We start from the raw sequence: 14,393 nt of genomic DNA, 5'->3' as shown, positions 1-14,393 counted from the left end.
ACTAAAATGGAAATTGTTCTTGATTGTGATAATAAGTATGTTCGCTACTGCGGGCGCTGGAGTTTATTTTGCTCAACACCAGCCTGTAGCGCACACCCTAGAAACTAACGAAGGAAAAACCCAGGAAATAGCTGCAACTCAAATCTCCCAAGATCCTGTTATTTATCCAGAGCGTACCCAATATAAAGCCATACCCCTTGCCAGTCTCAACTCCAATCTTCAAGGTAGCAATCCGACTACATTAGCATTAAATATTTTTGAAGAAACTGTCAAAGAAGTTGGTACGCGGAAAGTCGAGGTAGCGTATCCCCAAAGAAATCAAGCTTTAGTCACGATTACCCAAGTTCAACCGAGCAATAATCCAGTTAGTGAAGTTAAATATCGCGTGGAAATGAATACCTTTGGGCGATCGCTTTTAGTGAGTTCGCCACCTGTGTGGGAAATCGTCTGGGCTGGCTCGAAAGTGCAGTGTAACCCAGCAAAGCGCCCCCAACAAAATTTAATCCTCAGCTGTCAACCCACAACAGGGGAGTACAAAGCTGGGGATTCTTTTTAACGATAGCAATCTTATGCGATCGGCAAATACAACGGACTGTTGACTGTTGACTGTTGACTGTTGACTATTGACTATTGAGAAAAATCCACGCCACATGCATTTTTCTTAATTATTGGCAGTGGCATGGACTTTAACGCATTAATACTAAAAAATGTCAGTAGATGCTGGTGAAGTACCTACACTGACCAACGGTTGTGTGTAGGCTTCCCGTCTCATTCGCCGTTGCCACGCTGGGGATATCCAAGGATATTCGGGACTAAACCCGATAATGGTCTTACACAGCGTCTCTGGTCTTACGACCTTTATCTCCTCAAGGGAGAACCCAGGCAGCCGCCCATCTGACCTAGGCAGTTTAACCCTTCGGCTCCGCTCAGGGTTAAAGCCGAGCGGAGTCGAGGCTTTAATTTTCTACGGTACGTTCGTCTTGGATTTACAGCAATAGCTGACCAGCAGGACTCACGTTTTCCCCGATCTCTGATGTTGCTGCGGCAAGTCTGACTACTTTGAAGTTAGCCTGTCTGATGTCCATACATTCGGGAGGGTCAACGACCATTTTTATTGGCAAGGAAAGCATACACAACAAATGACCAATGAGGGACTTACAAAAAATAAATTACCCAAATTCCGTAGTGCGAGCAGCGTTCGACTGAGCGCTCACGCCGAAGTCTTGCTCGCTTTGGAACACCAGCGAGCGAGACGCTCGCACTACAAATTGATTGGGTATTTAAAAAATTGGATGTCCCTGACTATTGACAAAGCGCAAAGTCTGAGCGCCGGAAGCCGGCGCTCAGAACTTTGTAAGAATGACTATTTTTAGATATCGCCACGAATTTCTTCAACAATCCCATCTCGAAGCACAATTTCGACTTGGGTTTTGCTGATCAGGTTATCGCCAGGTTCGATGCGGAAAAAACCTTCCATTTGAAATTGGTTAACTTCCTGATCTAACTCCAAGTACTGTACTTGCTGGAGGTTTTGGAGGAATTGATTTTTTTGCTCTAGAAGTTCGCTTTTCTTTTGATTGACTTGGAGTTGGATATTGTCAATCTGTTGGAGAGTTTGCGGCCCTGGGGGTTGCAAACTTTGCTTTTGAATGGCGGTGATTGCTCTTTGTCCTTCAATGTCTAGTTGTTGCAATTGCTGATCGGTTTGATTGATTTGCGCTTGTAATTGCTGTTGTACTTCCTCTTTCCATAGAGGAGTCACAATAACTTTGACATTAACGACACGTTTCAAAAGCATTTGTTGAGGTTTGGAGACATCCATACAGTTTCACGTTCACTCTATAATTTATTGTTTCAGTGGAATTATTAGGCAAACAGGGCGTTAATAAGATCGCGATAGCGTTCTGCGACAACATGACGCCGGATTTTTAGTGTTTGAGTCATTAAGCCATTTTCAATGGAAAACGGCTCAGGAATGAGTTTAAAGGGGCCAATACGGTCATCGGCTCGATAGCCTGGACGATTTTGCACTTCTCGGCTCAATTCCTTACGATATAATTCCTGGATTATTTTACTCTCAAGGTCTATTTTTTGACTGGGTGAGGCAGTAATATTATCACTTTTGCTGCTTAAGTCAAGGTTTTGGCTTTCCGCCCATTTTTCTAAGGCTTCTATATTCGGTACAATTAACGCACCCAGGCTGCGTTGATCTTGACCAACAAGCATAATTTGATCGATATAGGGCGATCGCAAACAAGCATCTTCTATGGGCTGTGGCTCGATATTTTCCCCATTAGTTAAAACAATGGTATCTTTTGCCCTGCCTGTTAGCACCAAATCATTTGACGGCGTTAACCACCCCAAATCGCCGCTATCAAACCAACCTTCAGCATCGATGGCTTTTGCTGTCGCTTCGGGATTTTGGTAATAGCCTTGCATAATTTGCGGCCCTCTCAACAGTACCAAGCCTCGCTCCCCAATTGGCAGAGGTTTGCGAGTCTCTGGATCGACAATTTTAACTTCTGTAGCGGGGAGTGTGGGGCCTGATGAACCACGCACATTATGCCAAGGACGACGCACATTAGTCACAGGGGATGTTTCTGTTAAGCCGTAGCCTTGCAAAATCCGGATATCAATGATTTCAAAGAAATTATCTATATGCTTGGGAAGTGCGCCACCACCGCTAATTACATACTTAATTTGTCCTCCGGTTGCTTCTCGGACTTTAGCATACACTAGTTTTTCGCCTAAGGCATGGAGCGGGGACAAACTCAAGGCTTGTATTTTGGCTGATAATCGCTCAATTGCGGAAGCTTGAAGATGCTCTAAACTTAACCCGTCAGCAATCCGCTTGGCTTTAATATAGCGATCGCTGTTGCTCAATAAAAAGTTAATTAAACGTTGTTTTTTCGCTGGCTGTTCGCGAAACTGCTTTTGTACGCCTTCATAAATTGATTCCCACAGGCGAGGTACAGCCACCATATACTGAGGTTTAAAGTCTTTTAAATCTTTTTTCACTGAACGCAGGTTAGTGTACACCTGTGTACAGCCTTGAGAAAGTAAATAATATTCAGCTGTTCTTTCGTAGCTGTGCCAAGTTGGGAGGATACTTAAGGCTATGTCACCCACATCTGGTTGTAATACCGTGCCAAAAGTATTGATTTGGTGTAATAAGTTCCCATGAGTGAGCATCACACCTTTGGGTTTGCCTGTAGTACCAGAAGTATAAATCAGTGTTGCCAGAGTATCGTAATTTTGCTCAACTGGTTCTAGAGTATGGTTGCTACCCAGTTCTACAAGCTGTGAGAAATTGAGTATTTTAAAATTTTCTTGGGTTTCTAGGGTTTCGTCAGTCAGTAAAATTACTAGTTGAATTGGTAAATCGTTGAGTCTATCTTGCAGTCGCTTCAGCGTCTTTAAATCTTCAACTACTACCACAGTGCTGCCACTATTAGCGACAATAAACAGCAATTCTTCCTTTTCAGCTTGGGCGCTACGTACCGCATCTACTCCCCCAGCCGTCATGATTCCTTGATCGGCAATAAACCATCTAGGACTATTATCAGCAATTAAAGAAATGCGATCGCCTGCTTTTACTCCTAAAGCCTGTAACCCAGCCGCAAATTGTTGAATCTTCTCTGCCAATTGGGTGTAATTAATTACCACTGCTGGTTTGCTATGCGGATCTTTTAGTGCTACCGTATTGCCAAAAGACTTAGCGGCTATAGGCCAAATTTCCGGAATTGCATTTAAATTTGTATAATCGACCAAACGCTTTAATAATAAGCGTTCTCGCTCAGTAATATTCGCTAAATAAGTTGCCGCAGATTTGCTTTGACTCATAACACATCACCTAATTACTAAATGAACTGTTTTTGTGAGAATTTTACTATTCTTCAACAATAAATCTCTTTAATATACACAATGCTTGCTGAGATAGCATTTTCGGACACCGCTCGCTTCCATTAACAAAAATTTATGATAAAATTAATTTATATAGTTTTAAAGCAATGGATGTGATTGTATTTAATGCAATTGCAGACATTGTGATGACAGCTAAAAATAGCGACCACCTATTATACAAGGGGGTGATTACCTGTGGTTTTAAAACACGCTGCATTACTGACACTCATCAATACTGTTGCTTGTTTGGGGTTTCCCAAGATGCTCTCAATTGTGCTTTCATCTAAAGGTAAACCGACTGAACCTTCAACCCATGCTTCCAGTCCACAAACAACTACAGTAGCAATAACCACTTTTCCTTATTGTACCGCTCACACCATAACAGGCAGCCCATTCTGTAAATTCCGTCCTCATTTTTGCGATCGCTGTACTCCCAATTAATTAGGTATTTAGCAGTATTTATACTGCCCAGATATATTGACGTAAGGTTTTGGATATTGTTCATCATCCGCAGGTGCATTCATACCACTTTGAGCCAAGATGAAAAATGTCATCTAACTTAAATCAGTCTTAAAAATCTTAGCAATGGTTTATTTATTCCAAAATAATTGAGATTTGCCTTCATCCAGAAGTAAACATGGATATTCAGTTTTATAGATGATTGTCATTGAAAATTTCAATATTAATTAAGCTAGACAAAAATTCTAAACAATGTTGTAACCATTTCACAACATACAACTTCATTGCTGTCAGTTTCTCCTAGTGGGTTATGTCAGAAAATGATAAATTCCCCACAGAGGAAATAGCTCTAAAACAAGGATTTTTCGTATTTTCATAAAAGTCAATATTAAATATATTTGTATAACTTATATCAATGAGAAGAAAATCAAAATTTACTAGGTAGTCAAAAATACAGAATATGATTGATAATAAGAAATAGACTCACAAATTGTTAATTTACGAGGGGGGTAATCTATGAGTTTCATAGATTGTATTTTATTAACACTCATCAACGCTGTTGCCTGCCTTGCATTTCCCAAGCTGCTATCGATGATTTTGGCAGTCAATACTAAAGAAAGTATACCAGCCCCAGTTCCCGTCACCGCAACCGAGTCTAACACTGAGGTTAGCAGTTTTTCTGAGTTAAGCGAATTGCCCCTGTAAAAATATCCGCATTCAGAGCGATCGCGCAGATTGCTAGAATGAAAAAATCAGCGATCGCTTCATCTCTAAAATTACGAATTATTTGTTAGGGGCATAGCACTGCTATGCCCTTAAAATTATCTGTACATCACCAATTTACCTATATATCTGGGTTTTCTCACCTAGTTGATTTAGCTTGATTATGGGGAATACTTTATAGATAGCTACAACCGCCACTCATACTAAATTAACTTGTTATGTTTATTCTATATTTGAAAAATTCCCCCAGAATTTTGTTGATGGCGGCTATATTTAGTAGTTTTTTGATGGTAATTGAACCTGCTAATAGCTGTATTACGAAATCTTCTGTAAGTTCCAATTTGCCAACATCAACTGAAAATTTAATGACATCAAAAATAGAAACTTTTCGCGGAAAGTTAATTTATGAAGAAATTCCTCCTGTAATGTCGGTGCAAGCTTATCTAGGAGAAGAGTTTTTTCTGATAACAAATTCACAATCTAAAAATCCCTTAGTTTTGCGTCCGACAGAAAAAATTTCTCGCGATCAATTACAATCTTTGCATCAGCAATTAGTTGAAATAACGGCAATTTATCACGCGGGAAATCGTCCAGCGTCGAATGAAGTTGCTTGTCCTTTAGATGCTGATGGACAATGTATACTTCAAGGTGCCGGTTATCAAGTTTTATCGATTAAAGTTTTATCTCAGTTGTAATGGGAGAAAGTTGGCGATCGCATTTTAATTTTGTAGGGTGTGTTATGCCGGAGGCTAACGCACCTTCCATTTTTATCTTATATTGGTGCGTTGCGCTACGCGACAACACACCCTACATTTATAATGTTATGAAAATTGAAATTAATCATAAATAAACCGCCTTCTCTACGAGACACTACGTGAACGCGCAGCGTCTCGCAGAGAAGACGCCCAGGACGCCAAGGAAGAATTATGTATTAAGATTTTCGTAGGGGCGGGGTTTCCCCGCCCTTGTATGGGTTTCAATGTTATGTTTTAGATTGCAGTTGGTATTAGTAATTATTTTTGAACCGCAGAGGCACAGAGGGCACAGAGAGAAAAGAGTTTGTAAAAAATAGGGGTAATTCTGGAAGTGCCAGAGTTACCCCTATTTTAAATTTTAGAAAATCTTAAATTTTCACCAAAACTGCTTATGCAAAAGCAGCAGTTTTCACATCGTTATTTGCGAGAATTTCTTGCAATTCATCGGCATCTACTGTTTCTTTATCAACTAGCATTTGCGCGATTTCATCGAGGATGTGATGGTTATTAACTAACACTTCTTTAGCGCGAGTGTAAGCTACATCTACCAGTTTGCGAACTTCTTCGTCAATTGCGGCGGCAGTTTCTTCGGAGAAATCACGCTCTGACATGATATCGCGACCAAGGAACATATTACCTTGCTGGCGACCAAGGGCTACAGGGCCGAGTTTGTCGCTCATCCCGAAGCGTGTCACCATTTGACGCGCAACTCTGGCTACTTGTTGGAGGTCGTTGGAAGCACCAGTGGTAACTTCTTCTTCGCCAAAGATTAATTCTTCGGCAATCCGACCACCTAAAGCTACCGCCATCTGATTTTCTAGATAAGCGCGGCTGTATAAGCCAGTATCCATCCGGTCTTCGCTTGGGGTAAACCAAGTTAAACCACCAGCACGACCGCGAGGAATAATGCTAATCTTTTGTACTGGGTCATAGTCAGGCATTAAAGCACCAACTAAGGCGTGACCGGCTTCGTGATATGCAACCAAGGTTTTGCGCTTTTCGCTCATTACTCGGTCTTTCTTCTCTGGGCCAGCTAATACGCGGTCGATGGCGTCGTTGATTTCATCCATCGAGATTTCGGTTAAGTTGCGCCGTGCAGCTAAGATTGCGGCTTCGTTTAACAGGTTGGATAAATCTGCACCAGTGAAACCAGGGGTACGGCGAGCAATTCTATCTAAGTCTACGTCTTTGGCTAAGGTCTTGCCGCGAGCGTGGACTTTGAGGATTTCGCTACGTCCAGCGTAATCGGGACGGTCTACGACTACTTGACGGTCAAAGCGACCGGGACGTAATAAAGCTGCGTCTAGTACGTCGGGACGGTTGGTAGCAGCAATGATGATGATACCAGTGTTACCTTCAAAGCCATCCATTTCGGTGAGTAGCTGGTTGAGGGTTTGTTCCCGTTCGTCGTTACCACCGCCTAAACCTGCACCCCGTTGACGACCAACTGCGTCAATTTCATCGATGAAGACGATACAGGGAGCGTTAGATTTAGCTTGCTCGAATAAGTCACGGACGCGGGAAGCACCGACACCAACGAACATTTCCACAAATTCAGAGCCGGAGATGGAGAAGAATGGTACACCAGCTTCACCAGCTACGGCACGAGCTAGGAGGGTTTTACCTGTACCAGGAGGGCCTACTAGCAATACACCTTTAGGAATTTTGGCACCAACTGCGGTAAAGCGATCGGCGTTTTTGAGAAAGTCTACAACTTCATTTAATTCCAGTTTGGCTTGGTCAATACCCGCAACATCACCAAAGGTGACTTGGGTTTGGGGTTCCATTTGCACTCTGGCTCTGGATTTACCAAAGTTCATTGCTTGGCTACCGGGGCCGCTTTGGGCACGACGCAGCAGGAAGAATAAGCCAACTAAAAGCAATACTGGGAAAAATAAGCTACTGAGTGCCTTAAACCAAAATCCTTCGTCGGTTTGGGGCAATACAGAAATATCAACGCCTTTTGCAGTAAGAGTATTAATTAAGTCAGGGTCATTAACTAGTGTGACGACTTTTTTGTTACCGTCTCTGGATGTGACCAACGCGGTAGAACGGTCTGCACTTAAACTGACTTTATCTATTGTGCCTTTTTCAACTTCTTGAATAAATTGGCTGTAGCGTAATGGCTCTCTGCTTTGTGGTTGCTTGTCAAAGAATGCTGTACCTAAGGCAATTACAACTATAAACAGCAGCGCATACAGCCCTGCATTTCTCCATCTTTTATTCACTGAGGTAAATCCTCCTAATATTTTTGGTGCGATCGCGTAACGTCTCTAACAGAGAGGGCATTTTTAAGAATTATGTTAACTTATCTTAACGTATACCAAAATGGTGACGTTGTCATGCTAAAAAAACTCCGGAGAATTTCCAAACTTTGATGGTGTGGATCATATTCTAACGATCCTTGAGGCTGGTGAACGGTATGGATCGGGACGGTTTCCACGACGCTGTTGCTATAAGCGATCGCTTTAAATCCTTTCACTAAATCCATTGTCCAAGGTTCCTCTTTCACTGCTGGCTGCTGGTATTGCAGCCATTTAATTAGCTGCGCTCTCATAATTCCTGGTAAAATTCCCACTGCTAAAGGCGGTGTCCACCAACAACCGTCTCGCCATCCCCACAGGTTACCTGTGCTGGTTTCTAGCCAATTTCCCGCCCCATCCACTAAAATCGCTTCTTGGGCGGCTAATTGCTGGCTGTTAGTCTTGGCTAACCATGCACTCAAGTAGTTACCTGTTTTATGAGTAGGAAGACTACGGGCTAGTTCTATACTAGCAACGGCACATACTACCCCATCGCTTTGCTTTGCTGTTAAATCTGCTGGTAACAATCTCCCTATAATCCACTCCCTCCCGTCAGGGAACAGGGTAATTCTGAGAATCGGAAAATGTTTAAGTAATATTTCTGCACCTTGACGTATCCTGTGCCAATCTGGTTCTTGCCAATGAAAAGTTTTAATGGAAAACAGCAAGCGATCGCAATGTAACCGCCAGTGAGTCAAGTTGCTATCGAGGGAATTCTCATAAACCCGCATGGTTGTAAAAATTGTTGCCCCATACAGCAATCCCGGATCGTTAATATTTAATTCTAGGGATTGGGACTCGATTAATTTACCGTTGTACCAATAAATTACGCTCACCTCCATCACGGAGTATAAGAAGTTATGGAGGATGTTGACAGTTGACGGTTGACAGTTGACTGTTAATTTTTAACAACTGACAACTGACAACTGACAACTGACCATTAACCAATTTTAATCTTTTGACGGCATAATAATTTTGTTACCTTCGGGAGTGGCAATTACTTTACCGCCTAAAGCTTCAATTTCTTTAATTGCTCGGTTACGAGTTTTTTCGTCTACATCGTTATTTAATACCATAATCCATGTATTTATCCTGGCGATTTTACTATCAGGATTACGTTTGAGGAATTTAGCGGTTCTGCGAGAAATATTAGCGATAAATTTACTTTCTTCATCGGTTAATTGGCTAGCCCAATCAGCGCTTGTGCTAAAAGATTTTGCAGAGTTTTGCGAATTGCCTAAAAATAATAATTCATCTATGCCTTTATAACGCCATACATAATAAGATTTTTCAGGCACTTTAGGAGCTAAAGATTTTAAACCCTTGTCCATCAATTCTATGGATCGTTCTGGCAATCCTGCATACATAGAAGTACTGGTAGATAAACTTAAATAAGCAGCTAAAAATTTAGGATCTTGTGCAAGAATTACCTCAAAATATTCTGGGCTAAAATTGTAACCAGTTTTTGCACGAGCTTCATCGTCACCAAAGTATTCTAAAAAGTTAATATATACCCAGTTGGCAATTAAGTTACCATAGCCAAAATTGGGAGTTTGCTTGAGTAAATTAAGTTGAGTTTTTTCAGATTTTAGTTCTGCTTCTATAGTTTCTACAGAAGCAGTTTGTTGGCTATTTAATAGTTTTTGGAGTTGAGGATATTGCATTAAGCCAACTCCTAACATACACATACAAACTGTTAAAGATTTAGTAATGGTATGACGGTATGATGCTAACATGATGTTTGACTGACCTTTGTTGCTGCAAATTATTGTTGTGTATTGATAATTACAGCACAGCAAAAATTTACAGCCAAGGGAGGATTTGCTGATAATAGAAGGCAGCCTTAGGGACTTACAACTAAAAAAATATACTATCACTGTGTAGGCAGAGGGGCAGGGAGCAGGCTTCCGCCGTGAGCGTCAGCCGAACGGGAGCAGGGGGAAAAACCCATATGTCTTTCCCATGCCCAATGCCCACTCGCCCTGAGCGAAGTCGAAGGGATGCCCCATGCCCAGTCTTAAATTAAGAATTATTTAAAATTTGCCAACATTGTTGCGCGATCGCCCAATCTTCTTGAGTATGGATCACCAAGACTCGTACTTGTGATTCTGGGGTAGCAATATCAATGTCTACGGGGTTTTTTTGATTTTTCTCTGGATCGATTTTTACACCTAAAAATCCCAAAGCGTCGGAGACAGCTTGACGAATTCCGGGAGACTTTTCACCGACACCGGCGGTAAAGACTAACACATCTAATCCCCCTAAACCCGGTAGCATGGAACCAATGCCAGAACACAAGCGATGTACGTAAATATCCCAGGCAAGTTGGGCGCGGTAGTTACCTTGAGCGATCGCAGTTATGACTTCTCGTAAATCGCTAGACACCCCAGAGATACCACGTAACCCGGAAGCTTTATTTAACACATAATCGAGGCTTTCAGCAGAACAATTAGATTGTCGTAGCAGGTGAATCAGTATCCCCGGATCGACGGAACCGGAACGACTACCCATCATTAGCCCGTCTAAGGGTGTAAAGCCCATTGTGGTGTCAATACTGCGACCATCTTTAATTGCGGCTAAAGAACAGCCGTTACCTAAATGACAATTAATTAATCGCAAAGATGCTAAATCTTTACCCAGGATATCAGCCGCCCGTTGAGCGCAGTATTTGTGACTGATACCATGAAAACCATAGCGCCGAATACCTTGTTCTACCCATTCATAGGGGCCGGGATAGATAGCTGCGGCATCAGGGATTGTGGCATGAAATCCAGTATCAAATACTGCCACTTGTTTTACTGCGCCTAAACTTTGTTCGATGGCTTCTATCCCTTCCACTGCGGCGGGATTGTGGGCTGGGGCTAGAGTTGCTAATTGCGCGATCGCCTTTTTTACATCCTCAGTAATTACCGTACTATTACGGTAATCTTGCCCCCCATGCACTACACGATGACCAACAACATCGATTTCTGACAGTTGCTCGATTACCTTAGTGGCACCGCGAGTTAGAGTATAAAGCATATAGGCTACATGGGCTTGTCGAGAATCTGCATAGATTGATTCTTGCAGTATTTCGCCCGTAGCAGTTTTTACTTCAATTTCTGCGACTCCTTTGTCTTGCATCCAGTTAACTTTACCTTCCCAAAGTGGTTGAGGTGCTTCTTGGGGTAAAGTCTCAGCAGTAATGTCATATAGACAACTTTTTTGACTACTAGATCCGGCATTTAATACAAGTATTTTCATAATTTTTCCCAATTCAGCGTTGATTGATAGGCTCTGACTTGCATATCAATCCCAGTAATAGCAGTGCCAACGACAACAGCATCAGCCCCTAAATCTAAGGCTTGACGAGCCATTTGGGGTGAGGCGATACCACCTTCACAAATTACAGGAATATTTAGCTGTTCTACCATCTGGCTGAGGAGTTCCCAACCAGGAGGCGTCAAATGTTTGGTTGTGGCTGTGTAACCAAAAAGAGTAGTTCCCACAATATCTGCTCCAGCCTCTACTGCTGCTTTTGCCGCCTCAATTGTATCGACATCTGCCATAACTGGCTTATTTAATTCCTGATGAATTCGGGAAATTATCGTTGCTAGTTGTTCCCCACCAGGGCGACTTCTGATTGTGGCATCAATGGCAATAATATCAGCACCAGCTTCTGCCACAGCTACAGCATGGTGAAACTGTGGCGTAATATACACATCATAGCCAGCGATAACTTGCTTCCATAGTCCAATAATAGGTGCTTTCAGAACTGCACGTACAGCGCTAATGTGATTTGGTGTATCTATGCGTACACCAACAGCGCCATTATTCACAGCAGCTTGTGCCATTGCGGCAATAACTAGCGGTTGATGCAATGGAGAATCAACAGGGGCTTGACAGGAAACGATTAATCCTTTTGGGGTATTGGGCATTGGGCATTGGGCATTGGGCATTGAGCAAGAGTCAAAAGTCAATGGTCAATGGTCAATGGTCAAAAGTCAAATAGAATTCTTAATTTTGAATTTTGAATTTTGAATTATTTGTCCCCCTTGTCCCCCCTGCCCCCTGCCTCATCCTCAAGACTTCAAAACCTGAATCGGCTGTGCAGGTATCCAGACGGTAAAAATTGAACCGATGCCTACGGTGGATTCTACTTCAATTCGCCCGCGATGCAGTTCTACAAGTTGTTTGGTTAAAGCTAAACCTAATCCTGTGCCTTCATAGCGGCGACGATAGGGTGTATCGAGTTGCTGGAATTTTTCAAATAGTAGGGGCAATTGTTCTTCGGGGATGCCAATACCTGTATCTTCGACTTGAAAAATAGCGGTATCTTCTTCTACCCAAAGTCGCAGGGTGACGTTGCCACCTTTGGGTGTAAATTTAATGGCATTAGTCAATAAATTGCAGATAATTTGCTCGATTCTTGTCGCGTCAGCTGTGAAGCGATCGCGTCTGGGGTCAATTTGTAAATCTAAGGTAAGATGTAGCTGTTCAGTTGTCGCTTTCTCTTCCAATCCCTTGAGGATATTCTCTGCGATATCTTTTAAGGAAAATTCTGTAATATTTAAAACTGTTTTCCCTGCCTCAATTTGTGATAAATCGAGGATGTCATTGATCATTTCTAATAAATGTTCGCCACTGTCATGGATGGTTTGCAAGTAATCTCGTTGACGCTGGCTTAATTCGCCTATCGGCCAGCGTAACAGAGTTGAGGACATGCCGATCACATAAGTTAAAGGCGTGAGTAATTCATGGCTAATAGTGGCGAGAAATTCATTCCTGAGACGACTAGCGGCTTCGGCGGCGAGTAAAGCATCTCTTAGCGCAACTGTACGCTCAACTACGCGCTGTTCTAACGTATGTTTTTCTTGAGTGAGCGATCGCATTAATTCTGATTGATGAATTGCGATCGCTAATTGTTCAGCAATGGAAGTTAATAATTTTGTTTCACTATCTGTCCATTCTCTGGGACTATAACATTGATGGGCAATTAGCAACCCCCAAAGTTTCTCTTCAAACATAATTGGGGCAGCTAATTTGGCTCTTACCTTGACTTCCCGTAAGAAATTTAACAAACACTCTTCTAAAGCGTAAGTTTTTTCGACATCATCCACTGCCAAAGTAAAGCCTTGACGATACTTTTCCCAACAACGCGAATTACGTAAAAAGCACATTTGTTCTCTGTAATTCAACACAGAGGGAATTGTATCTGTAGCTCTCACTTCATAAACAATACAACCCCCATGCTGTGGATAATCTGTTTCTGGGGGTTGGGAGTTGACTGAATTGGCGAGTGGGTATTGCCCATTCACTGAATAAAGAGGATCTGCACGTTGAGTCACAAACCTTGTACCCAGGTTCGCCTCATTTAACGCCGCATTATCAAATGGATTTTGTACAGTATTTCGAGAATCCTCAAATTTATAAATTACTAATCTGTCTAATTCGAGAAATTCCCGTACTTGGGTAACAGCTGTTGCCATGATGACTGATAAATCCAAACTGCGGCGGATTTGGTTTGTCACCTGATTTAACAATCGTTCTTGCGAAATCTGTTTTTTTAAAGCATCTTCTACAGGCTGACAAATTAACAGACTGGAATAATCGGGAGTTGGTGCTACCTCTACCACCTGATTAATTTGCGGTATGAGAGATTGTAATAGCAACAGGCTAAATTGACTTTGAAGCGTACTATTATTAATAGGCGGAATTTGACTGTAGCGTGTCAGATTTTGGTAAGTATGGGAATCTGCTGCAAATAAATCTCGCAATTTCGCCAAAAAAGTTGCGATCGCCTGGGAATTAAATGTCAAGCTAGTAGTTAGTTCTGCTGCATCCTGTTGACTGTAGGCGGTTCTAGAGTTCCGTGTGGAAGCTAACTGCTGAGATTTCTCTGAATTGGGCAAACCCTCAGTAGGATTTTCCCCCATTGTCGAAACTGATGTTGAGGAGTTATTTGCTTTGTCTGTCTGAACGTAATACCCCACCAACAGCGCGCTAAACTGCTCCGAAACCAGTAATGTAAACCGTTGTTCTTGCCAATCAGCAGGTACGCGCATCCTAGCCAACACAGCTTCTGTTACCAACAAAGCCCCACTTTCCACTGCTTGAGCCATCTGCTGTAGTAATTCCCCAAGCTGGTTAAATGTATCTGAGGGTAAGGTTTGGGAGAAGCTCAAATCAGAAGAACTAGGCATGTTGAAAGGTTTAGTGAGGAGCTGGCTGCTGGGCTAAAAGGTTTTCTTGTATTGTAATCAACAGTTTA

The 14,393-nt window shown here is 42.2% G+C and carries 12 protein-coding genes; 3 read left to right on the top strand and 9 right to left on the bottom strand.

Annotation, left to right across the window (positions count from 1 at the left end):
- Positions 1-37: 37 nt before the first annotated feature.
- Positions 38-556 (top strand): hypothetical protein, encoded by a 519-nt coding sequence (locus AACW45_RS00120; protein ID WP_306414995.1) that lies wholly within the window; start codon positions 38-40, stop codon positions 554-556.
- Between the two features lie 813 nt (positions 557-1,369).
- Here AACW45_RS00120 and AACW45_RS00115 read toward each other — a convergent pair.
- From AACW45_RS00115 to AACW45_RS00105, 3 genes are all read right to left on the bottom strand, one after another.
- Complete coding sequence (locus AACW45_RS00115) at positions 1,370-1,822, bottom strand: YlqD family protein (RefSeq protein WP_096644864.1); 453 nt, start codon at positions 1,820-1,822, stop codon at positions 1,370-1,372.
- A gap of 44 nt (positions 1,823-1,866) precedes the next feature.
- Positions 1,867-3,843, bottom strand: a complete 1,977-nt coding sequence (locus AACW45_RS00110) for an AMP-dependent synthetase/ligase (RefSeq protein WP_190626495.1) — start codon at positions 3,841-3,843, stop codon at positions 1,867-1,869.
- A 233-nt stretch (positions 3,844-4,076) separates the two neighbouring features.
- Positions 4,077-4,256, bottom strand: a complete 180-nt coding sequence (locus AACW45_RS00105) for a hypothetical protein (protein WP_190548455.1) — start codon at positions 4,254-4,256, stop codon at positions 4,077-4,079.
- 622 nt (positions 4,257-4,878) lie between these two features.
- Between AACW45_RS00105 and AACW45_RS00100 the strand changes: the two genes are divergently transcribed.
- Entirely contained in the window at positions 4,879-5,067 is a 189-nt protein-coding gene (locus tag AACW45_RS00100) for a hypothetical protein (RefSeq protein ID WP_190626493.1), read from the top strand.
- Between the two features lie 236 nt (positions 5,068-5,303).
- Complete coding sequence (locus tag AACW45_RS00095; RefSeq protein ID WP_190626492.1) at positions 5,304-5,780, top strand: hypothetical protein; 477 nt, start codon at positions 5,304-5,306, stop codon at positions 5,778-5,780.
- 449 nt (positions 5,781-6,229) lie between these two features.
- Here AACW45_RS00095 and ftsH3 read toward each other — a convergent pair whose 3' ends face one another.
- From ftsH3 to AACW45_RS00065, 6 genes are all read right to left on the bottom strand, one after another.
- Positions 6,230-8,068 carry an ATP-dependent zinc metalloprotease FtsH3 gene (gene ftsH3, locus AACW45_RS00090; RefSeq protein WP_190626490.1) on the bottom strand — a complete coding sequence of 613 codons (1,839 nt, stop codon included), beginning with the start codon at positions 8,066-8,068 and terminating at the stop codon, positions 6,230-6,232.
- Positions 8,069-8,148: 80 nt separating this feature from the next.
- On the bottom strand, positions 8,149-8,985 hold the full coding sequence (locus AACW45_RS00085) for an aminotransferase class IV (protein WP_190626481.1): 837 nt from the start codon (positions 8,983-8,985) through the stop codon (positions 8,149-8,151).
- Positions 8,986-9,093: 108 nt separating this feature from the next.
- On the bottom strand, positions 9,094-9,879 hold the full coding sequence (locus AACW45_RS00080) for a hypothetical protein (RefSeq protein ID WP_190626479.1): 786 nt from the start codon (positions 9,877-9,879) through the stop codon (positions 9,094-9,096).
- A 286-nt stretch (positions 9,880-10,165) separates the two neighbouring features.
- Positions 10,166-11,386, bottom strand: coding sequence for an acetate kinase (locus AACW45_RS00075; RefSeq protein ID WP_190626478.1), 1,221 nt, complete (start codon positions 11,384-11,386; stop codon positions 10,166-10,168).
- Positions 11,383-12,060 carry an N-acetylmannosamine-6-phosphate 2-epimerase gene (locus AACW45_RS00070; RefSeq protein ID WP_190626476.1) on the bottom strand — a complete coding sequence of 226 codons (678 nt, stop codon included), beginning with the start codon at positions 12,058-12,060 and terminating at the stop codon, positions 11,383-11,385. The genes AACW45_RS00075 and AACW45_RS00070 overlap by 4 nt, the downstream gene beginning before the upstream one ends.
- A gap of 144 nt (positions 12,061-12,204) precedes the next feature.
- Positions 12,205-14,325: a GAF domain-containing sensor histidine kinase gene (locus AACW45_RS00065; RefSeq protein WP_190626475.1), complete on the bottom strand. Its 2,121-nt coding sequence runs from the start codon at positions 14,323-14,325 to the stop codon at positions 12,205-12,207.
- Positions 14,326-14,393 lie beyond the last annotated feature (68 nt).

This window comes from Calothrix sp. FACHB-168 (assembly GCF_963889195.1).
GTDB lineage: Bacteria > Cyanobacteriota > Cyanobacteriia > Cyanobacteriales > Nostocaceae > Aulosira > Aulosira anomala_A.
This window is presented reverse-complemented; position numbering and strand designations above follow the sequence as displayed.